The sequence below is a fragment of the Nocardioides sp. P4_G10 genome, from assembly GCF_056401175.1.
Genome location: NZ_JBFUJV010000005.1, coordinates 79879 through 97865 on the forward strand (window position 1 = coordinate 79879; position 17987 = coordinate 97865).

The following is a 17987-nucleotide window of genomic DNA, read 5'->3' on the forward strand; positions in this document are numbered from 1 at the left end:
CCAGGAGGAAGAGATGAGTCCGTCCGACGACCGGTCGCAGGAGCCCTGGACCGACCCGCAGACCCACCTCGACACCGACCCGGTGAACGCCGAGGAGAGTCCCACCGACGACGACGCCGAGGAGGACGAGTCGTGACCTCGCTCTGGCTCGACCGGGCGTCGCCGATCGCCGACGACCCGCTGCCCGGCTCCGGGGATGCCCTGGACGCCCTCGTCGTGGGTGCCGGGCTGACCGGCCTGACCACCAGCCTCCTGCTCGCCCGCGCCGGGCTGCGGGTCGCGTGCGTCGAGGCCCGCCAGGTCGGCGCGGTCACCACCGGCCGCACCACCGGCAAGGTCTCACTCCTCCAGGGCACGCACCTGTCCCGCATCCGCAGCCACCAGTCCGAGGAGGTCGCGGCGGCCTACGTCGACGCCAACCGCGAGGGCATGGAGTGGCTGCTGCGGTTCTGCGACGACCACGCCGTCCCCTACCAGCGCCGCACCGCGGTGACGTACGCCGCCGACGAGCAGGAGCGCTCGTCGGTCGAGAAGGAGCACCGGGCCGCCGCCGCGCTCGGCCTGGCCGTCGAGTGGCGCGACACCCTCGACGTGCCCTTCCCCCACGTGGCCGCGACGACGCTCGCCGACCAGGCCCAGCTCGACGCCATGGACGTCCTCGCGGCGCTCGCCGAGCAGCTGCGCGCCCACGGCGGCACCCTGCACCAGGGCCACCGCGTGCGGTCGGTCTCGAAGGCCGGCAGGCCGACCGTCCGCCTCGAGGGAGGTGAGACGCTGACCGCCGACCACCTCGTGCTCGCCACCGGCACCCCGATCCTCGACCGCGGGCTGCACTTCGCCCGGCTCGAGCCGCAACGCTCCTACGTGCTGGCCCTCGACGGCGCCGGGCCGATGGAGGGGATGTACCTCTCGGCCGGGTCCGACGCCCGGTCGGTGCGCGACGCCCCCGGCGGCACGCTCGTCGTGGGCGGCGCCGGCCACGTGGTCGGTCGTACGGACTCCCACCTCGCGCACCTCGAGCGGCTCCGGGGGTGGGCGACGAAGTGGTACCCCGCCACCACCGAGACCCACCACTGGTCGGCCCAGGACTACAGCAGCCCCGACGGTGTGCCGTACGTCGGACCGCTGCGGCGGGGCGGCGACCGGATCCACGTCGCCACCGGCTACGAGAAGTGGGGCATGACCAACGCGGTCGTGGCCGCCCGCGCGATCTCCTCCGACATCCTCGGCGACCTGCCGTCGTGGGCGCAGACCCTCAGCGGCCGGTCGCCGTCGGCCTCCAACGCCGCCGAGATCGCCCGGATCAACCTCGGCGTCGGCGCCGCGGTCGTCACCGGGGTCGTGCGCACCGCTCGCGAGCGGCTGCCCGGCAACGCCGGACCGGCCCAGGCCAACCAGTGCGGCATCGTCGGCGTCTGCACCCACCTCGGCGGACTGCTGAAGTGGAACGACGCCGAGGAGACGTGGGACTGCCCGCTGCACGGCTCCCGCTTCTCGCCCGACGGCGACGTGCTCGAAGGTCCCGCGACCCGGCCGCTCCTCAAGCGCCCGAACGCCGCCGAGTGAGGTCGTCCTAGCGGTTGGCGCAGACCAGGTCGGCGGAGAGGGCTGCCTCGGCGGAGAGCTCGACGTCGGGGCCGCAGACCAGGTCGAGGGGGTCGGCCGCCTGCTCGACGGTGGCCACGGCCTTGTCGAACGCCGGGACCACGTCGGGGCAGGCGTGCTCGAGGCCGATGCGGGTGAGGCCCGAGGTGGACAGGTCGCCGCTGAGCGCCAGCTCGACGGTCCAGTCGCCGGCGTCGGTGCGCACACAATCGGCGGTCGCGGTCTGCCGCAGGGCGGCGAAGTCGAAGGTGCCGGTGCCGAGCTCGTCCTCGAGCGCTGACTGCCAGTCGGCGAGCGCCTCGTCCTCGGCCCGCGAGGCCGTCTCGGACGACTCGGTGGTGGCGTCGGCACCGCCGCCGCAGGCGGCGAGGGCGGGGACGAGCAGGACGGCCAGGAGTGCGGCGGGGGCGAGGGAGCGGAGGGCGGGAGCGCGCATGACGGGCAGGGTAGGAGCCGGACGACGGACCCGTCCGGGGTTCGTTACCGATCAGTACGTGATGCTCGACTCACTCCGCTGGCGGGTGGTCAGCACCCGTGCGGCGACGAACCCGCCGATGGCCCCGAAGAGGTGGCCCTGCCACGAGACGCCCGGCTGGCCGGGGAGGACACCGAGCAGCGCGCCGCTGTAGAGCAGGAAGACCGCGACCCCGATGAAGATCTCGACGGTGCGACGGTTGAGGAAGCCGCGGACGATCAGGTAGACGATCCACCCGAAGATCAGCACCGAGGCGCCGGCGTGGGTGCTGCCCGGCTGCGCGAAGAGCCAGACGCCGAGCCCGCCGACGACCCAGATGATCGCGGTGGCGGCGAGCCCGCGGGCCAGCCCGGTCGCGAGGGTGAGGAAGCCGAGCACCAGCACCGGGACGGTGTTGCTGACCAGGTGGTCGAAGCCGAAGTGCAGGGTCGGCGCGAGCGCGACCCCGACCAGGCCGTCCTCGCTGCGGGGCTGGACGCCGTACGCGTCGAGCGGGTTGCCCGTCGCGGCGTCGAAGATCTCGAGCAGCCACAGCAGCACGACGAACCCACCGGTGACGAGTGCGGCACCCTTCCAGGCGGGCTCACGGGCGGTGGTCTGCATGCCCCTCATCGTGACATCCGGCGCGAAACGGGCGCCCTGTCTCGGCGGCGCTCAGGACCGGCGGGCGGCGACCTCAGGTGGGAAGCCGCCGGTGGAGACGGTGCCCCAGCGGGTCGGCGTGATCCGGAGCAGGGACTTGCCCTGGTCGACCATCGCCTGCCGGTACTCCTCCCAGTCGGAGTGCTCGCCGGCGATGGAGCGGAAGTAGTCGACGAACGCGTCGAGCGCCTCCTCCCCCTCGCTCGCGTCGAGCACCTCGCACGTGCCGTCGACCTGCACCCACGCGTCGTCCCACTCGTCGGAGAGGACGACGACGGAGACGCCCGGCCGGTGCCGTGCGTTCTTCGTCTTCGCGCGCTGCGGGTAGGTGGCGACGACGATGTGTCCGCCGCCGTCGACGCCGCCGCTGACCGGCGACGCCTGCGGGCTGCCGTCGGCGCGCTCGGTGATGAGCAGCATGCGGTGGCGCGGGCGTACGAACTCGAGCAGCTCGTCGAGCCCGACCTCGGTGTTCGTCGCGATGTTCGGAGCCATGGCTTCGAGGTTAGCGACTGCCCTGCTGCTCCCCCGCCGGGGTAGTCCAGTGAGATCTGGTTGCCGGAACGTCGTTCCGACGACCGTTCGCCACTGGACTACCCCGATCTGGGGTGCGCGGATGCAGGGGAACACTCAGCGCACGAGGGCCCGCAGGTCGGCGACGGTCCTACCCGCGAGCGTCGGCCACACGACGAAGTCACCGCACTCCGGCAGCACCGCGTCGTTCGGCACCGCGATGCTCGTCGCGCCCGATGCGATCGCTGACGTGAGCCCGTTGGCCGAGTCCTCGATTGCCACGCAGTCGGAGGCACGTACGCCGAGCAGCTCGGCCGCGCGGAGGTACGGCTCGGGCGACGGCTTGGTCTGCGCGACGTCCTCGGACCCGACGACCACGGCGATCGCGCCCTCGGGCGCGGCTGCGGCGACGAGCGACGCCATCTCGTTGGAGGAGGTGGTGGCGATGGCGCACGCGATGCCTTCGAGCTTCAGCTCGCTGAGGAGCTCCCGCACTCCGGGCCGCCACGGCACGCTCTGGCGCAGCGAGTCGATCACTGCGCGCTCGAGCGTCGCGACGAGCACGGCCGCCTCCATGTCCACGCCCGCCGCCTGCATCGCTACTGCAGTGTCGTGCATGTCCGCGCCGACGAGCGCGAGTCCCTGCTCCCGCGACCAGGTCGCACCGTGCTTATCGGCCAGCACGAATTGTTGGGCGATCCAGATCGGCTCGCTGTCGATGAGGGTGCCGTCCATGTCCCACAGGACTGCGGCGAGGCGAGAGGTCACGGGGTGACCACCTCTCCCCCGATCCAGACGCGCTCGACCCGGGCGGCGCCGATCTCGTCGGGGGCGTCGAAGGGGTCGCGGTCGAGGAGGACGAGGTCCGCGACCGCGCCGGGCTTGACCATCCCGGCGTCGTCGCGGTGGCACACCCAGGCCGACCCGGAGGTGTACGCCGCGAGGGCGACCTCAAGGGACAGGGCCTGGTCGGGGAGGAACGGCTCGCTCCCGGCACGCCCGGGTTCCCCGTAGGCCATCCGGTGGACGGCGACGTGGACCGCCTCGAGCGGGTTCGGGGTGCTGACCGGCCAGTCGCTGCCGGCGACGAGGCGGGCGCCGGCGCGGTGGAGGTCGCCGAAGGGGTACTGCCGCGCCGCCCGCTCCTCGCCGAGGAACGGGATGGTGAGGTCGACCATCTGGTCGTCGTAGCAGGCCCAGAGCGCCTGGACGTTGGCCACGACCTGCAGCTCGGCGAACCGCGACACGTCGGCCGGGTGCACCAGCTGGAGGTGCGCGACCTGGTGGCGGTGCAGCGGCTCGGTGCCCTCGAGCGCGTCGAGCGCCTCGCGGACGCCGCGGTCACCGAGGCCGTGGACGTGCACCTGGAAGCCGGCCTCGTCGAGGGCGCCGACGATGCCGCGCAGCGCGCCCGGGTCGACGAAGGAGAGGCCTGTGTTGGTCGTCGCGTGCCCGCACCTGTCGAGGTAGGGCTCGACGAGGGCCGCGGTCCCGTTCTCCGCGACGCCGTCCTGCATGATCTTGACCGAGGTCGCGGCGAACCGCCCGTGGGAGTACGCCGTCCGCTTCTCCACCAGCTCGGCGACCTGCTCCAGCCCGCGCTCGCGCTCCCACCACAGCGCCCCGACCACCGAGGCCACGAGGTCACCCGAGCGGGCGGCGCGCAGGTAGGTCGGCCCGGTGTCCTGCATGCCGGCGTACGCCCCGACGATCGCGTCCTGCCAGCCGGTGATCCCCAGCGACAGCAGGTGGCGCTGGCCCTCGAGCAGCCCCGTGTAGAGCTCGTCCGCCGTCGCCGTCGGGAGCACCGCGAGCACCAGGCCCATCGCGCCTTCGTGCAGCATGCCGGTCGGCTCGCCCGAGGCGTCGCGCTCGACGCGGCCGTCGGCCGGGTCGGGGGTGTCACGCGTGATGCCGGCGACCTCGAGCGCGCGGCTGTTGACCCACATCCCGTGGTGGTCGCGGTTGACCAGCGCGGCCGGGCGGTCGGCGACGACGGAGTCGAGCTCCGCCGCGGTCGGGAGGCCGCCGGGGAAGGCCGCCATCGCCCAGCCGCCGCCCTGCACCCAGTCGAGGTCGGGCCGGGAGGCGGCGTACGACGCCACGTGCGCGAGGTAGGCGGCGCGGTCGACCGGCAGGCCGCTGAGGTCGCACGTCAGCCGTTCGAGACCACCCTGCACCGGGTGTACGTGCGCGTCGGTGAAGCCCGGCAGGAGCAGCGCCCCGCCGCAGTCGACGACCTCGGCGCCGGGCGTGCGCAGCGAGCCGCCGACCGCCACGACGCGGCCGTCGCGCACGAGCACGTCGCCGACGTCGCCGAGGTGGCGGGAGCCGTTGAAGACGCGTGCGTCGGTGAAGACGGTGTCCGGCATGGCGCCCATCGTGGCAGGCCGCCGGCCCGCGCTACGGTCGGTCGCATGCAGATCGACCTCGCCGGCAGGAGCGCGCTCGTCACCGGATCCACCCAGGGCATCGGCCTGGCGATCGCCGAAGGCCTCGCGTCCGCGGGTGCCCGCGTGGGCGTCAACGGGCGGTCCGAGGAGTCGGTCAGCCGGGCGGTCGACGAGCTCCGGGCGGCGGTCCCCGGCGCGGACGTCGTACCCGTCGTGGCCGACGTGGCCACCGACGACGGCTTCGCCGCGGCCGTCGACGCGATGCCGGAGGTCGACGCGCTGGTCAACAACCTCGGCATCTTCGAGAGCCGGCCGGCGCTGGAGATCACCGACGAGGAGTGGCGGCGGTTCTTCGAGGTCAACGTCCTCGCGAGCGTGCGGCTGACCCGCCACCACCTGCCGAAGATGGCGCGGCGGGGCTGGGGCCGGATCCTCTACATCGCCAGCGACTCGGCGGTCGTGACGCCGGTCGAGATGATCCACTACGGCATGTCCAAGACGGCCCTGCTGGCCGTCTCGCGCGGCTTCGCGAAGGAGGCCGCGGGGACGGGCGTGACCGTGAACTCCGTCATCGCCGGTCCGACCCACACCGGTGGTGTCGAGGACTTCGTGCGCAGCCTGGTGGGCGACGACCTGCCGTGGGACGAGGCGCAGCGCGAGTTCATGACGAAGCACCGCCCGCAGTCGCTGCTCCAGCGGCTCATCGAGCCCCACGAGATCGCCGCGATGGTGACCTACCTCAGCTCGCCGCTCGCCTCCGCCACCACGGGCGGTGCGCTGCGGGTCGACGGCGGGTACGTCGACGCCATCCTGCCCTGAGGACGGCCTCAGCCGCCGTCGAGCCCGCGCCGGTGCAGGTCCCGTACGCGGTCGTCGTACGGCGACACGGGTCCGTGGACGGGCACGCCCGGGGCGACGTCGGTGATCGGCAGCGCTGCGACCGGCGAGGCGGGCAGACCCCACCCGGCCCGCCACTGCGAGAGCTGCGCGGACGAGGCGGCGTACACGATCGGCCCGAGCCCGACCCAGGCGTGGCCGGCGGCGCACATCGGGCAGTGCTCGCCCGAGGTGTAGACGACGCAGCCGGCGCGCTCCTCCTCGGGCACGTGGGCGGCGGCCCACTGGGCGAGCTCGAGCTCGGGATGCGCGGTCGGGTCCGAGCCGGAGACCTCGCGGTTGCGCCCGGCGCGCAGGACCGCGCCCGAGGAGTCGACCAGCACCGAGCCGAACGCGCCGTCGCCGTCCCCGAGCGCCTCCTCGGCGAGGCGCAGGCAGAGCTCGAGGTGGTCGGCCGCCCCGGGCAGGTCCGGCAGGTCGCGTGGCATGGGCCCATCTGACCCGATCCGGGCCGGCGCGGACAAGGGTGCAGCGCGCACCCCTTCGGGCGGTCTGCGCTCGGCGACGGTCTGCCTACTGTCGAAGGCATGACCACCGTCAGCCGCACCTTCGACGTCCACCCGCAGCCCGCAGTCGTCATCGACTACCTCAAGGACTTCAGCAACGCCGAGCAGTGGGACCCCGGCACCGAGTCGTGCACCCGGCAGGACTCCGGCCCGGTCCAGGTGGGCTCCTCGTGGCACAACGTCTCGAAGATCGCCGGCGTGACGACCGAGCTGACCTACACGCTCCAGGAGCTGACCGACGACACGATCGTGCTGGTCGGCCACAACGACACCGCGCGCTCCGTGGACACGATCACGGTCGTGCCGAGCCCCGACGGGCCGGGCAGCCGGATCACCTACGAGGCCGTCATCGAGCTCAAGGGCGCGGCCAAGGTCGCCGACCCGGTCATGAAGATCGTGTTCGAGAAGATCGGCAGCGACACCGAGGACGACATGACGACCGTGCTCAACCGTCTCGCCGCCTGACCTCCCGGCACCGTAGTCTCGGTGTCACCACGCCGTGCGACGAGCGGAGGGGCGATGGCCGGGGACGACGAGCGCTACAACTCCGCGGGGCGCCTGCGGGGCAAGGCGTACGACACCGAGATGGAGCGGCTGCAGGAGCAGCTGGTGCTGCTGCAGTACTGGATCCAGTCGCAAGGGCTCAAGGTCCTCGTTGTCTTCGAGGGCCGCGGCTCGGCCGGCAAGGGCGGCGTGATCAAGCGGATCACCGAGCGCACCAGCCCGCGCACGGTGCGGATCGCAGCGCTGCCGAGGCCGACCGACCGCGAGCGCAGCCAGTGGTACTTCCAGCGCTACGTCGAGCACCTGCCTGCCGGCGGGGAGATGGTCCTGCTCGACCGCAGCTGGTACAACCGCTCGAACGTCGAGTGGGTGATGGGCTTCTGCACCGAGGACGAGCACCAGGAGTTCCTGCGCAGCTGCCCGGAGTTCGAGCGGATGCTGGTGCGCTCGGGGATCGTGGTCCTGAAGTACTGGTTCTCCGTGAGCGCCGAGGAGCAGCGGCGCCGCTTCGAGGCCCGCAACGACGAGCCGCTCAAGCGGTGGAAGCTGTCCGACATGGACCTCGCCGAGCGTGAGCTCTACGTCCGCTACTCGATGGCGAAGGACACCACGTTCCAGTACACCGACATCAAGCAGGCGCCCTGGTACGTCGTCCCGTCAGACGACAAGCGCGCGGCGAGGCTCAACTGCATCACCCACCTGCTCTCGCAGTTCGACTACGAGGACGTGGCGCCGCCGCGCGTCGAGCTGCCCGAGGTGCGCGACATCCCCTACGTCCGCCCGCCGCTCCACGAGCAGACCTTCGTGCCGCAGGTGTTCTGAGCGCTCACGTCAGCAGCAGCGTCCGTCTCCCGGCAGGTGCTCACGCTCGTCGTCCCGCAGACGCTCGAACTCGCGCCGGGACATCGGCTGCTCGCCGAAGTCCGCGCACTCGGCAAGGTAGTCGTCCCACCTGGCCTCCCCGGTGAGCTCACGGACGCGCCGGCGCAGCGTGCGTACCATCTCCAGCAGCGCGGTCATCGGCGCCTCCCCACTCCGGTGCCACGCCCGGTGGTCTCCCACTCCCGGACGGCCTCCTTCTCTTCGGCCGTGGCGAGGAAGTCGGAGGGCTGGACCAGGTGGGACTCCTGCCGCGGCACCTCGGTGGTCGGCAGGCTGCCGGCGCGCAGCGCGCGGAACCAGATGACGAACGCGTTGACGACCACCACGAGCACCAGGAGCGCGAAGATCGACTGCAGGGTGCCGTTGACGGTGGAGTTGAAGACCACCTGCTCCATCTGGTCGACGCTGGTCGCGGGTGCGAGCAGCTCGCCGGCGTCCAGGGCGTCCGCGTAGCGCTCGCGCTGGGTGAAGTAGCCGATGGCCGGGTTGTCGGAGAAGACCTTCTGATAGCTGGCCGTCATGGTGACGATGAGGTCCCAGGCCAGACCGATCCCCGGGACCCACACCCACTTGGCCTTGCCGTGCTTGATCAGCAAGGTCACGCAGAGCGTCAACGCGATCGCGGCGAGAAGCTGGTTGGAGATGCCGAAGAGCGGGAAGAGCTGGTTGATGCCGCCGAGGGGGTCGGTCACGCCGACGTACAGCATGTAGCCCCACAGGGCGACCACGATGGCGCTCGCCGACCACGAGGCCGGCTTCCACGAGAGGTCGGCGTACCTGGGCCACACGTTGCCGACGGTGTCCTGGAGCATGAAGCGACCGACCCGTGTGCCGGCGTCGACGGCGGTCAGGATGAAGAGCGCCTCGAACATGATCGCGAAGTGGTACCAGAAGGCGGCGAGCCCGCCTCCGAACGCCTCGGTGAAGATCTGGGACATGCCGAGCGCGAGCGTCGGTGCACCGCCAGTGCGGGAGATGAGCGTCTGCTCCTCCACCGCTGCGGCCGCCTGGGTCAGCTGGTCAGGGGTGATGCTGAAGCCGAGGCCGGCGATGAACTCCGCCGCGGTGGCCGGGTCGGCCCCGGTGGCGCCGGCCGGGCTGTTCATCGCGAAGTAGAGGCCCGGGTCGATGATGGACGCGGCGATGAGGGCGCTGATGGCCACGAAGGACTCCATCAACATGGCGCCATATCCGATCATCCGGACCTGGCTCTCCTTGGCCAGCATCTTGGGCGTGGTGCCGGAGGCGATGAGGGCGTGGAATCCCGACAGTGCCCCACACGCGATGGTGATGAAGACGAACGGGAACAGCTTGCCAGCGAAGACGGGGCCGGTGCCCTCGCGGGCGAAGTCGGTCACCGCCTCCTGCTGCAGGACCGGGGCGGCGAGGATCAGGCCGACGGCCAGCAGGACGATCACGCCGACCTTCATGAACGTCGACAGATAGTCACGAGGAGTGAGCAGCATCCAGACCGGCAGGATCGAGGCGACGAAGCCGTAGACGACCAGCGCGAGCGTCAGCTGTTCCTTCGAGAGGGTCAACGCCTCCTCGATGCCCATCTGGTCGACGTAGCCACCGCCGATGATCGCGAGCAGCAGCAGCCCGACCCCGATGGCCGTGACCTCCGAGACCCGGCCGGGGCGCAGCACCCGCAGGTAGTAGCCCATGAACAGGGCGATGGGGATGGTCAGGCCGATCGAGAAGACGCCCCAGGGCGACTCCGCCAAGGCGTTGACGACGACCAGCGCGAGCACCGCCAGGATGATGATCATGATCGCGAAGACCGCGATCAGGGCTGCGATCCCGCCCACCACGCCGATCTCCTCGCGCACCATCTGGCCCAGGCTCTTGCCGTCGCGGCGCATCGAGAAGAAGAGCACCACCATGTCCTGCACGGCGCCGGCGAAGATGACGCCGACGATGATCCAGATCGTGCCGGGCAGGTAGCCCATCTGGGCGGCGAGCACCGGACCCACCAGCGGGCCGGCCCCGGCGATCGCGGCGAAGTGGTGCCCGAACAGCACGTGACGATGGGTGACGTCGAAGTCACGCCCGTTGTCGTATCGCTCCGCCGGGGTGGCACGGGTGTCGTCGACCTCCAGCACCGTGTAGGCGATGAAGCGGGCGTAGAAGCGGTAGGCGATGGCATAGGACGCCAGGGCCGCGAAGAGGATCCAGAGGGCCGAGACCTCCTCCCCGCGGGAGAGCGCGAGGACGGCCCAGCAGACGGCGCCGACGACGGCGACCGTCCCCCAGATGGCGATCGACTTCGCGTCCAGGCGACGAGGGCCGCCCATCGGGCCTGGGGATGGAGGCGTGTGTGTCGACTGGGTGGACATGGTGCGACTCCTTCGTGCCAGGGCGCGCCCCGACGGACCGCGAGCCCTCCCCTGATGACTACCCCTCTCCGGGACCCACCACAAGACCTTCCCTGCATCGACGCTGGCGGGCCGCCCCGCGCACGTGCGGCGGTTGTGGCCCTCGATCCCGGCCCGCGGGGGCGACATCCGCCGCACGTGCGGCGGTCAGGCCACCGCTGGCAGGACCAGGTCCGCGATGGCCCGCGCCTCGGTCAGCGGGTCGGTCGGCGCGCCGCGCAGGAGGCTGGCGAGCGCTCCGTTGTAGACCACGAGGAGCCGGGCGACCGTCCCCTCCGGATCGGCGATCCCCGCGTCGTCGACGAGCTCGCGCAGCCGCGCCACCAGGGCGGTGGTGTCCGCCTCGACGAGGCGCAGCACGGGGTCGTCCGTCCCGTCTCGCGGGCGCTCGGACGCGGTCGCGAGGAAGCAGCACCACTGGGTCGTGCCCGACGAGCGGCGGAACTCCACGAGCGCGTCGAAGAGTGCGAGCACCCGGTCCCGCGGCGAGCCGGCTGCCGCGATCGATGCCTCCCACTGGACCGTCCAGGCCGCGAGCCGGCGCTCCAGCACCGCCGCGAGCAGCCGGTCCTTGCTGCCGACGTGCTGGTAGAGCGTGGCGATGGCGACGCCCGCCTCCGCCGCGACCCGGTCGACGCCGGTCACCCCGATGCCGTCGACGAAGAAGAGCCGCTCGGCGGTGTCGAGGATGCGCTCACGGGTCTCGGTCCTGGCCACACCTGAAGCATAACGCTCGTTATGGTAGAACGGTCGTTATGGCCACCGTGATGCGCGCCGATCAGCGCTCCCCCGCGAGGAGCGTCGCCGTCGCACTGGCGGGCACCCTGCTGATCGCGTCGACGTACGGCATGGCGCGGTTCGGGGTCGGCCTCTTCGCGCCGCGCCTCGTCGCCGAGCGCCCCGAGCTGGCGCCGGTCGTCGGGTGGGCGGCCGCGGCCCAGTTCGTCTCGTACTCCCTGGCCGCGGCAGTCGCGGCCCGGGTCTCGGACCGCCGGCCCCGCGCGGCCGTCCTGACCGCGGGGACCAGCGCCGCACTCGGGTGCGTCGGGGTCGCGACGACCGCGTCACCGGGCTGGTTCGTGGTCCTCGTCTTCGTCGGCGGCACGGGCGCCGGCCTCGCGTCACCAGCCCTGGTGCGCCTCGTCGACGCCGTCACCCCGCCCCCCGCGGCCGCGACCGCCCAGTCGCTCGTCAACACCGGGACGGCGGTCGGGGTCGTCGTCGCCGGCGCGCTCGCCCTCGCGGTCCCGTCCACCGCCGGCGCCTGGTGGACCATGGCGGCGCTGAACGCCCTCGCCGCCAGTGGGGTGCTCCTGCTCGTGCGTGGTCGCGCCGGGGTCGACGAGCACCGGCCCGCATCGGGCAGCGGGACGTCGTACGACTCGCGTCCCCTCGCGACGCCAGCGGTCGCGGCGGCGGTCGTCGGCGCCGGCTCGGCGCTCCTGTGGTCCTACGGCCCGCTCGTCGCGACCGGCGCCGGGCCGGTCGACGAGGGCAGCGTCGGGTTCCTGTGGATCGCGCTGGGCCTCGGCGGTCTCCTGGGCCCGCTGACCGGTCGGCTCGTCGAGCGCCGCGGACTGGCGGGCACCTGGGCCTGGTCCGTCAGCGCGGTGGCCTTCGCCTCCGTCGCCCTGGCCGGCGCGGTCGGCCTCGGCCTCGCGTGGCTGGCGTACGTCGCCATGGCGTGCTTCGGCGCCGGCTACATGTGCCTGTCGGGCGTGCTGATCCTGTGGGCGCGGGAGGTGTGGCCCGAGGCGGCGGGACGCGGGACGTCGGTCCTCTTCGTCGCGCTGGCGGTCGGCCAGGCGGTCGGTGCGGTCGCCTTCGACGTGTGGCTCGACGTCGCCGGTGCCGTCACCGCCTGCCTGACCGCCGCCCTCCTCTGCCTCGCTGGCGCAGCGCTGGTCAGGCGTCGCTGACGTCGATCAGCACCTTGCCGACCGCACCGTCCTCGACGGACGCGTGAGCCGCGGCGGTCCGCTCGAGCGGGTAGTGGTGCAGCGGCAGGCCGTGATCGTCGCCGACCCCGTAGCCGCCGTCGGCAACGGCGGCCGTGATGTCGTCGGCCGCCGCGCGCAGCGCCGCCTCCCCGACCGTGTAGAGCAGCACCCACTGGAAGCGGGCGTTGGTCGAGAAGGTCTCCCGCACGCTGATGCTCACCTCGTCGCCGCCGTTGTTGGCGTAGATCGCGATGGCGCCGCGCGGCTTGATGACGCGCAGGTCGAGCTTCAGGTTCTGCGCGGGTGCCACCTCGACGACGATGTCGACGCCGTCGGGCGCCAGGTCGCGCACGGCGTCGGCGGTGTCGCCCTCGCGGTAGTTGACCGTGTGGTGCGCACCGGCGGCGGTCGCCAGCCTGGCCTTGTCGTCGCTGCTGACGGTGGCGATGACGGTCGCGCCGGCCCACCGCGCGAGCTGGATGGCGGCGTTGCCGACCGCGCCGGCACCGCCGGCGACGAGCACCGTTCGACCGGACAGGGCGCCCGGGGCGAGCCGTTCGGGCCCGTCCTCTGAGGTGGTCAGGGCGCGGTGGGCGGTGATCGCCGGGACGCCGAGGGAGGCGCCCACGTCGTACGACACCCCCTCGGGCAGCGCGGTCAGGTGGCCGACGGGCAGCACGACGAGCTCCTGCGCGGTGCCGCCGGGGCGCCGGTGCTGCGCGAGCATCGTCCAGACCCGGTCGCCGACCGCGAGCCCGTCGACGTCGGGTCCGACGGCGTCGACGACACCTGAGCCGTCCTGGCCGGGCACGACCTCGGGGAAGGCGAGCTCGCCCATGCCGCCGGCGCGGAACTTCCAGTCGGTCGGGTTGACCCCGGCGCGGACGATCCGCACCCTGACCTCGCCCGGGCCGGGGTCGGCCGCCTCGCKCTCGACCACCTCGAGGACCGAGCTGTCGCCTGTCTCGGTGTAGACCACGGCACGCATCGCGCTTCTCCTTCGTCGGGGACGTGTGGTGTGCCTCAACGCACGCACCCCGCCGACTATGCCGCCCGGGGTCAGGTCGTGCCGAAGCGCCACTCGAGGTGGGCGGCGTACGTCTCCCCCTGCCGCAGCGTCGCCGACGGCCACTCGGGTCGGTTGGGCGAGTCTGGGAAGAGCTGCGGCTCGAGCGCGACGCCGTCGCCCTGGCGGTAGCGGCCCGCGCTGGTCGAGCGGCGGGTGCCGTCGAGGAAGTTGCCGGTGTAGACCTGCAGGCCCAGCTGGTCGGTCCACAGCTCGACGGAGGTGCGCGTCCTGGGTGACATCAGGGTCGCAGCGCGACGCAGCCCGCTGCCGCGCACGACGAAGTTGTGGTCGATGCCGCGGGCGTCGACCACCTGCGGGTGCTCGGTGCGGAGCGCCGGACCGACCTTGGTTGCGCTCCGGAAGTCGAAGGGGGTGCCGGCGACCGGGCTGTGGCCGCCGGTCGGGATGCCGGTCCCGTCGATCGGGGTGACGTCGTCGGCCTCGACGAGCAGCTCGTGGCCGTCGATCGTCCCGGCGCCCTCACCGTCGAGGTTGAAGTAGGCGTGATTGGTCAGGTTGACCACGGTGGCGGCGTCGGTGGTCGCCTCCAGGGTGACCCGGACGGTCTGGCCCTCCACCTGGTAGCGGACCCTGGCGCTCACAGTGCCCGGGAACCCCTGGTCCCCGTCCGGGCTCACCAGCGACAGCACCAGCTCATCGGCGTCGTGCGACTCGACGTCCCACAGTCGTACGTCGAACCCCTCGGGCCCGCCGTGCAGGCTGTTGCCCCGGTCGTGGGTGCGCACCTCGACGTCCCGACCGTCGAGCGTGAAGCGGCCGCCGGCAATGCGGTTGGCGTAGCGCCCGATGACTCCGCCGATGTAGTCCCCGCTCGCGAGCCGCTCCGCGACGTCCGGATGTCCGAGCACGATGTTGCGCCGCTCGCCATCGCCGCAGGCCACCACCAGCCGGTGGACGGCCGCGCCGAGGGTGAGGACCTCGACCACGGGCCCGGGCTCGGCGCCGATCGTCAGGCGGCGTACGTCGCGTCCGTCGGGCATCTGACCGAAGAGCTGGTCCTGCGTGGGGTTCTGGCTCACGGGAACATCCTCCGGCATGGCGGCGCGGGCGACCTCGCGCTGCCCCCCGTGTGTCGGCGCCCAGTCGGAACGTGACCTGTCTGGCATCGCGAGACGCCGATCTATCGTGCGTTCGTGACCTTCTGGCAGTTGGCGATCGATGCGAACGACCCGCCTCGACTAGCTCGGTTCTGGGCAGCGGTGCTGGGCTATCAACGCGTTCCGCCGATCGATCCCCCCACTACGTGGCACGCGCACTACCGTCGACGGCTGGGGAACGCTGCAGCTTTCGACGACCGGATCTTCGATCCAGCGGGAGGCGGACCGCCCATCTGGTTCCAGAAGGTCCCCGAGTCGAAGGCTGGGAAGAACCGGCTGCACCTCGACGTGTATCCCACCGGCCGCGACGACACGTTGACCATGGCGAGTCGAGTCGAGATCGTCGACGCTCGCGTCGCCGCGCTCGTGAGCCTCGGCGCAAGCGTGGATCGGCGAACGAAGGGCGATGAGCCAGGTGACGAGTTCTACTACGTCGTCATGCGCGACCCGGAGGGCAACGAGTTCTGCGTCAGCTGACCTGCGCCGTCACCCGCCCGCCCGCCCGCGACCATCAGCGCCCTCGAGCCGTCCTCGGATCACCGGCTGAGCATCGCCTCGGTGTCGATGCCGCTGAGCTTGGCCGGGTTGCGGATCGCGTAGATCTGGGAGATGCGGCCGTTCTCGACGACGAGGCTGATAGCGGTGTCGTAGCCGTCGGCGACGTCGACGATCTTGGCGCCGGGTGAGCCGTTGAGGGTGACGGGGACGATGCGGGCGCCGGCGCCGAACTTCTCGAACGTGCGGAGCAGGTTGGCGACCTTCTTCGCCCCGACGACAGGCTTGAGCGTCGCCTGGGCGATGCCTCCGCCGTCGGCGACGAGCACAACGTCAGGGGCCAGGGCGTCGAGGAGGCCCTGTAGATCACCCTGGGCAACCGCGGCGAGGAACCGTTCGACGACCTGCTGCTGCTCGCTGCGGTGGACCTCCACGCGCGGCCGGCGGGATGCGACGTGCTCGCGGGCGCGGTGACCGATCTGGCGCACCGCGGCCTGGGACTTGCCGACGGCCTCCGCGATCTCGGCGTACGGCAGGTCGAAGACCTCACGCAGCACGAACACGGCTCGCTCGACCGGCGTCAGCGTCTCGAGCACAGTGAGCATCGCGAACGAGACGCTCTCCGCCAGCTCGACGTCCTCGGCCACGTCCGGGGCCGTCAGCAGCGGCTCGGGCAGCCACTCGCCGACGTACTGCTCGCGCCGCCGGGCGTTGGCGCGGAGCTGGTCGAGGGCCTTGCGGGTGATCATCCGGACCAGGAACGCGCGGGGGTCGCGCACCTCTTCGCGCGCCTCCGCGCCGATCGCGTCCCAGCGGATCCACGTCTCCTGGACGACGTCCTCCGCCTCGGCGGCCGAGCCGAGCATCTCGTAGGCGACGGTGAAGAGCAGTCCGCGGTGCGCGACGAACGGGTCCTCGGTCACGGTCACGAGCCTACGGCGACCGGCGGTGTGGTCGGCTGGGCCAACGGCTTCAGGCCGCACGCATCGGCGAAGCCGTCGGACTCGATGCCGAGCGCGACGTTGGCGCGGGTGGTGAAGTTGGCGAACGCGACCACCGCGGTCAGCTCGAGCACCCCGGCCTCGCCGAGCTGCGACACCAGCGACTCGACGAGCTCGTCGGTCACGGTCGGCTGGGTCTCGGTCATCGCCTCGGCGTACTCGAGGACTGCCTGCTCGAGCGGGGAGAACACCTCCGACTCGCGCCAGCGCGGAACCTCGCGGGCCTTGTCCATGTCGAGGTCCTTGTTGTGGGCCTCGAAGTAGTTGAAGTCGAGGCACCAGCTGCAGCCGACGCGCGAGGCCACGACCATGTGCGCGAACGACTTGAGCTGCTCGTCGCACCGGTCCCACTTCTGGACCTTCCTGCCGACGGACGCCATGTCCATCAGCACCTGCTGGTGGTGCCAGTAGACGCCGATCGACGCGGGCACCGTGCCCAGCGTCCTGCGCGCGAAGCGCTTGATGAGCCGGCCCTTGGGGCCGGTGATCTCGGCAGCGGGGATGCGGGTCGTTCCAGACATCTCGTCCTCCTCATGGGGTGGGTAGGACATCAAGACGCCGGTCGGCCCGGATGTGTGACACCGGCTGTCGGATCAGGGCGGAACCAATGCGTGATCGCGACCGCGGGCAGCGCGAACACAAGGCCAGCGCACCCTCCCCGTGGCGGCGACACAGGGAGGATGACTGCGAGGACAGGTCGCAGCCAGGTGAGCGGCTGGAGCCGCGTCGCTGGTGATGTGAGTCGGTGGGACATGGAAGTTGCTACTGGGTGATCTCGGTCAGAGGGTCGTGACGAGGCCGCCGTCGATCGTGAGGTCTGCGCCCGTGATGTTGGCAGCGGCGTCACTCGCGAGGAACGCCACCAGGCGGCCTATCTCGGCTGGCTGCGTGAACCTGCCGGTCACGCTCGCGGCCGCCGCGCCGGCGGCGACGGCCGCGGGGTCCGAGCCAGTGGCCCGAGCGACAGTCGCGGCAACCCCCGATGCGCCGAGCCACAGATCGGTGGCGACGGGTCCCGGGCTGATGGTGTTGATCCGGATCCCGCGCGAACCGAACTCCTTCGAGATCGCCTTGCAGAAGTTGGACAGGGCGGCCTTGGCCGCCCCGTAGTCGATCACCGCCGGGTCGGGCAGGAAGGCGTTGACCGAGCTGGTGGTGACGATGACTCCCTTTCCTGCGTCGAGCATCGGAACCAGCGCCGCTCGAGTCGTGCGTACAGCGGCCATCAGGTTCAGCGTGATCGAGGCGAACCACTGATCGTCGGTCACGGAGAGGAAGCCTTGCGTTCTCGGTGCTGCGGCGCCGACGTTGTTGACGAGCACGTCGATCCGCTGATGTCTCTCCATCGCTGCCGCGACCAATGCGTTCGGGCCGTCTCGATCAGCGAGGTCGACGGCGACGAAGGAGACGTGGCCCTCGTCGACGAGGTTGTCGAGCTCATCCGACCGCTGGCGGGCCCCGGCCACGACATGCCCACCCTCGGCGACCAGCGCCTTGACGATCGCGAGTCCGATGCCTCTGCTCGCGCCGGTGACCACGGCGATCGACCCGTTCAGGCCCAAGTCCATG

At 71.9% G+C, this 17987-nt stretch carries 21 protein-coding genes; 7 read left to right on the forward strand and 14 right to left on the reverse strand.

Features of this window, described 5'->3' with window-relative positions:
- Positions 1-13 precede the first annotated feature (13 nt).
- Both AC1DP1_RS08655 and AC1DP1_RS08660 read left to right on the forward strand, forming a co-directional pair.
- Entirely contained in the window at positions 14-136 is a 123-nt protein-coding gene (locus AC1DP1_RS08655; RefSeq protein WP_457188359.1) for a hypothetical protein, read from the forward strand.
- Positions 133-1566 (forward strand): FAD-dependent oxidoreductase, encoded by a 1434-nt coding sequence (locus AC1DP1_RS08660; RefSeq protein ID WP_477506521.1) that lies wholly within the window; start codon positions 133-135, stop codon positions 1564-1566. The genes AC1DP1_RS08655 and AC1DP1_RS08660 overlap by 4 nt, the downstream gene beginning before the upstream one ends.
- A gap of 7 nt (positions 1567-1573) precedes the next feature.
- Here the strand turns inward: AC1DP1_RS08660 and AC1DP1_RS08665 are convergent, their stop codons facing one another.
- From AC1DP1_RS08665 to AC1DP1_RS08685, 5 genes are all read right to left on the reverse strand, one after another.
- Positions 1574-2041, reverse strand: a complete 468-nt coding sequence (locus AC1DP1_RS08665) for a hypothetical protein (RefSeq protein ID WP_477506522.1) — start codon at positions 2039-2041, stop codon at positions 1574-1576.
- A gap of 51 nt (positions 2042-2092) precedes the next feature.
- Positions 2093-2683, reverse strand: coding sequence for a rhomboid family intramembrane serine protease (locus AC1DP1_RS08670; protein WP_477506523.1), 591 nt, complete (start codon positions 2681-2683; stop codon positions 2093-2095).
- A gap of 51 nt (positions 2684-2734) precedes the next feature.
- A complete protein-coding gene (locus tag AC1DP1_RS08675) occupies positions 2735-3217 on the reverse strand; it encodes a PPOX class F420-dependent oxidoreductase (RefSeq protein WP_477506524.1) in 483 nt (160 codons plus the stop codon).
- A gap of 135 nt (positions 3218-3352) precedes the next feature.
- Positions 3353-4003, reverse strand: coding sequence for an HAD family hydrolase (locus AC1DP1_RS08680; protein ID WP_477506525.1), 651 nt, complete (start codon positions 4001-4003; stop codon positions 3353-3355).
- Positions 4000-5607, reverse strand: a complete 1608-nt coding sequence (locus AC1DP1_RS08685; protein ID WP_477506526.1) for an amidohydrolase — start codon at positions 5605-5607, stop codon at positions 4000-4002. The genes AC1DP1_RS08680 and AC1DP1_RS08685 overlap by 4 nt, the downstream gene beginning before the upstream one ends.
- Before the next feature lie 45 nt (positions 5608-5652).
- Between AC1DP1_RS08685 and AC1DP1_RS08690 the strand changes: the two genes are divergently transcribed.
- Entirely contained in the window at positions 5653-6447 is a 795-nt protein-coding gene (locus AC1DP1_RS08690) for an SDR family NAD(P)-dependent oxidoreductase (protein WP_477506527.1), read from the forward strand.
- 8 nt (positions 6448-6455) lie between these two features.
- Here the strand turns inward: AC1DP1_RS08690 and AC1DP1_RS08695 are convergent, their stop codons facing one another.
- The gene (locus AC1DP1_RS08695) at positions 6456-6953 is read right to left on the reverse strand and encodes a nucleoside deaminase (RefSeq protein WP_477506528.1); all 498 of its coding nucleotides are present in this window, start codon (positions 6951-6953) and stop codon (positions 6456-6458) included.
- A gap of 99 nt (positions 6954-7052) precedes the next feature.
- Here AC1DP1_RS08695 and AC1DP1_RS08700 point away from each other — a divergent pair, with 99 nt between their 5' ends.
- Entirely contained in the window at positions 7053-7496 is a 444-nt protein-coding gene (locus AC1DP1_RS08700) for an SRPBCC family protein (protein WP_457188343.1), read from the forward strand.
- Between the two features lie 21 nt (positions 7497-7517).
- Positions 7518-8357, forward strand: coding sequence for a polyphosphate kinase 2 (gene ppk2 / locus AC1DP1_RS08705; RefSeq protein ID WP_477506529.1), 840 nt, complete (start codon positions 7518-7520; stop codon positions 8355-8357).
- 9 nt (positions 8358-8366) lie between these two features.
- Here the strand turns inward: ppk2 and AC1DP1_RS08710 are convergent, their stop codons facing one another.
- The 3 genes from AC1DP1_RS08710 to AC1DP1_RS08720 all read right to left on the reverse strand — a co-directional run bounded on the left by AC1DP1_RS08710 (position 8367) and on the right by AC1DP1_RS08720 (position 11512).
- Complete coding sequence (locus AC1DP1_RS08710) at positions 8367-8555, reverse strand: CstA-like transporter-associated (seleno)protein (protein ID WP_477506530.1); 189 nt, start codon at positions 8553-8555, stop codon at positions 8367-8369.
- Complete coding sequence (locus AC1DP1_RS08715; RefSeq protein ID WP_477506531.1) at positions 8552-10714, reverse strand: carbon starvation CstA family protein; 2163 nt, start codon at positions 10712-10714, stop codon at positions 8552-8554. Before AC1DP1_RS08715 ends, AC1DP1_RS08710 begins: the two co-directional genes overlap by 4 nt.
- A 228-nt stretch (positions 10715-10942) precedes the next feature.
- Complete coding sequence (locus tag AC1DP1_RS08720) at positions 10943-11512, reverse strand: TetR/AcrR family transcriptional regulator (RefSeq protein ID WP_477506532.1); 570 nt, start codon at positions 11510-11512, stop codon at positions 10943-10945.
- A 38-nt stretch (positions 11513-11550) separates the two neighbouring features.
- Here AC1DP1_RS08720 and AC1DP1_RS08725 point away from each other — a divergent pair, with 38 nt between their 5' ends.
- The gene (locus AC1DP1_RS08725) at positions 11551-12714 is read left to right on the forward strand and encodes an MFS transporter (RefSeq protein ID WP_477506533.1); all 1164 of its coding nucleotides are present in this window, start codon (positions 11551-11553) and stop codon (positions 12712-12714) included.
- Here the strand turns inward: AC1DP1_RS08725 and AC1DP1_RS08730 are convergent.
- Positions 12701-13723 (reverse strand): NADPH:quinone reductase, encoded by a 1023-nt coding sequence (locus tag AC1DP1_RS08730; RefSeq protein WP_477506534.1) that lies wholly within the window; start codon positions 13721-13723, stop codon positions 12701-12703. The genes AC1DP1_RS08725 and AC1DP1_RS08730 overlap by 14 nt on opposite strands.
- Before the next feature lie 71 nt (positions 13724-13794).
- Positions 13795-14844: an aldose epimerase family protein gene (locus AC1DP1_RS08735; protein WP_477506535.1), complete on the reverse strand. Its 1050-nt coding sequence runs from the start codon at positions 14842-14844 to the stop codon at positions 13795-13797.
- Between the two features lie 114 nt (positions 14845-14958).
- Here AC1DP1_RS08735 and AC1DP1_RS08740 point away from each other — a divergent pair, with 114 nt between their 5' ends.
- On the forward strand, positions 14959-15399 hold the full coding sequence (locus AC1DP1_RS08740) for a VOC family protein (protein ID WP_477506536.1): 441 nt from the start codon (positions 14959-14961) through the stop codon (positions 15397-15399).
- Between the two features lie 59 nt (positions 15400-15458).
- Here the strand turns inward: AC1DP1_RS08740 and AC1DP1_RS08745 are convergent, their stop codons facing one another.
- From AC1DP1_RS08745 to AC1DP1_RS08755, 3 genes are all read right to left on the reverse strand, one after another.
- A complete protein-coding gene (locus AC1DP1_RS08745; protein ID WP_477506537.1) occupies positions 15459-16340 on the reverse strand; it encodes an RNA polymerase sigma-70 factor in 882 nt (293 codons plus the stop codon).
- Between the two features lie 2 nt (positions 16341-16342).
- Positions 16343-16939 carry a carboxymuconolactone decarboxylase family protein gene (locus AC1DP1_RS08750; protein ID WP_477506538.1) on the reverse strand — a complete coding sequence of 199 codons (597 nt, stop codon included), beginning with the start codon at positions 16937-16939 and terminating at the stop codon, positions 16343-16345.
- A 258-nt stretch (positions 16940-17197) separates the two neighbouring features.
- Positions 17198-17986, reverse strand: a complete 789-nt coding sequence (locus tag AC1DP1_RS08755; protein ID WP_457188328.1) for an SDR family NAD(P)-dependent oxidoreductase — start codon at positions 17984-17986, stop codon at positions 17198-17200.
- Position 17987: the final 1 nt, after the last annotated feature.

Coding starts and splice junctions, on each gene's coding strand:
- AC1DP1_RS08655 (WP_457188359.1), top strand. CDS start 14: ATGAGTCCGTCCGACGACCGGTCGCAGGAGCCCTGGACCGACCCGCAG.
- AC1DP1_RS08665 (WP_477506522.1), bottom strand. CDS start 2,041: ATGCGCGCTCCCGCCCTCCGCTCCCTCGCCCCCGCCGCACTCCTGGCC.
- AC1DP1_RS08670 (WP_477506523.1), bottom strand. CDS start 2,683: ATGCAGACCACCGCCCGTGAGCCCGCCTGGAAGGGTGCCGCACTCGTC.
- AC1DP1_RS08675 (WP_477506524.1), bottom strand. CDS start 3,217: ATGGCTCCGAACATCGCGACGAACACCGAGGTCGGGCTCGACGAGCTG.
- AC1DP1_RS08685 (WP_477506526.1), bottom strand. CDS start 5,607: ATGCCGGACACCGTCTTCACCGACGCACGCGTCTTCAACGGCTCCCGC.
- AC1DP1_RS08690 (WP_477506527.1), top strand. CDS start 5,653: ATGCAGATCGACCTCGCCGGCAGGAGCGCGCTCGTCACCGGATCCACC.
- AC1DP1_RS08695 (WP_477506528.1), bottom strand. CDS start 6,953: ATGCCACGCGACCTGCCGGACCTGCCCGGGGCGGCCGACCACCTCGAG.
- AC1DP1_RS08700 (WP_457188343.1), top strand. CDS start 7,053: ATGACCACCGTCAGCCGCACCTTCGACGTCCACCCGCAGCCCGCAGTC.
- AC1DP1_RS08710 (WP_477506530.1), bottom strand. CDS start 8,555: ATGACCGCGCTGCTGGAGATGGTACGCACGCTGCGCCGGCGCGTCCGT.
- AC1DP1_RS08715 (WP_477506531.1), bottom strand. CDS start 10,714: ATGGGCGGCCCTCGTCGCCTGGACGCGAAGTCGATCGCCATCTGGGGG.
- AC1DP1_RS08725 (WP_477506533.1), top strand. CDS start 11,551: ATGGCCACCGTGATGCGCGCCGATCAGCGCTCCCCCGCGAGGAGCGTC.
- AC1DP1_RS08750 (WP_477506538.1), bottom strand. CDS start 16,939: ATGTCTGGAACGACCCGCATCCCCGCTGCCGAGATCACCGGCCCCAAG.
- AC1DP1_RS08755 (WP_457188328.1), bottom strand. CDS start 17,986: ATGGACTTGGGCCTGAACGGGTCGATCGCCGTGGTCACCGGCGCGAGC.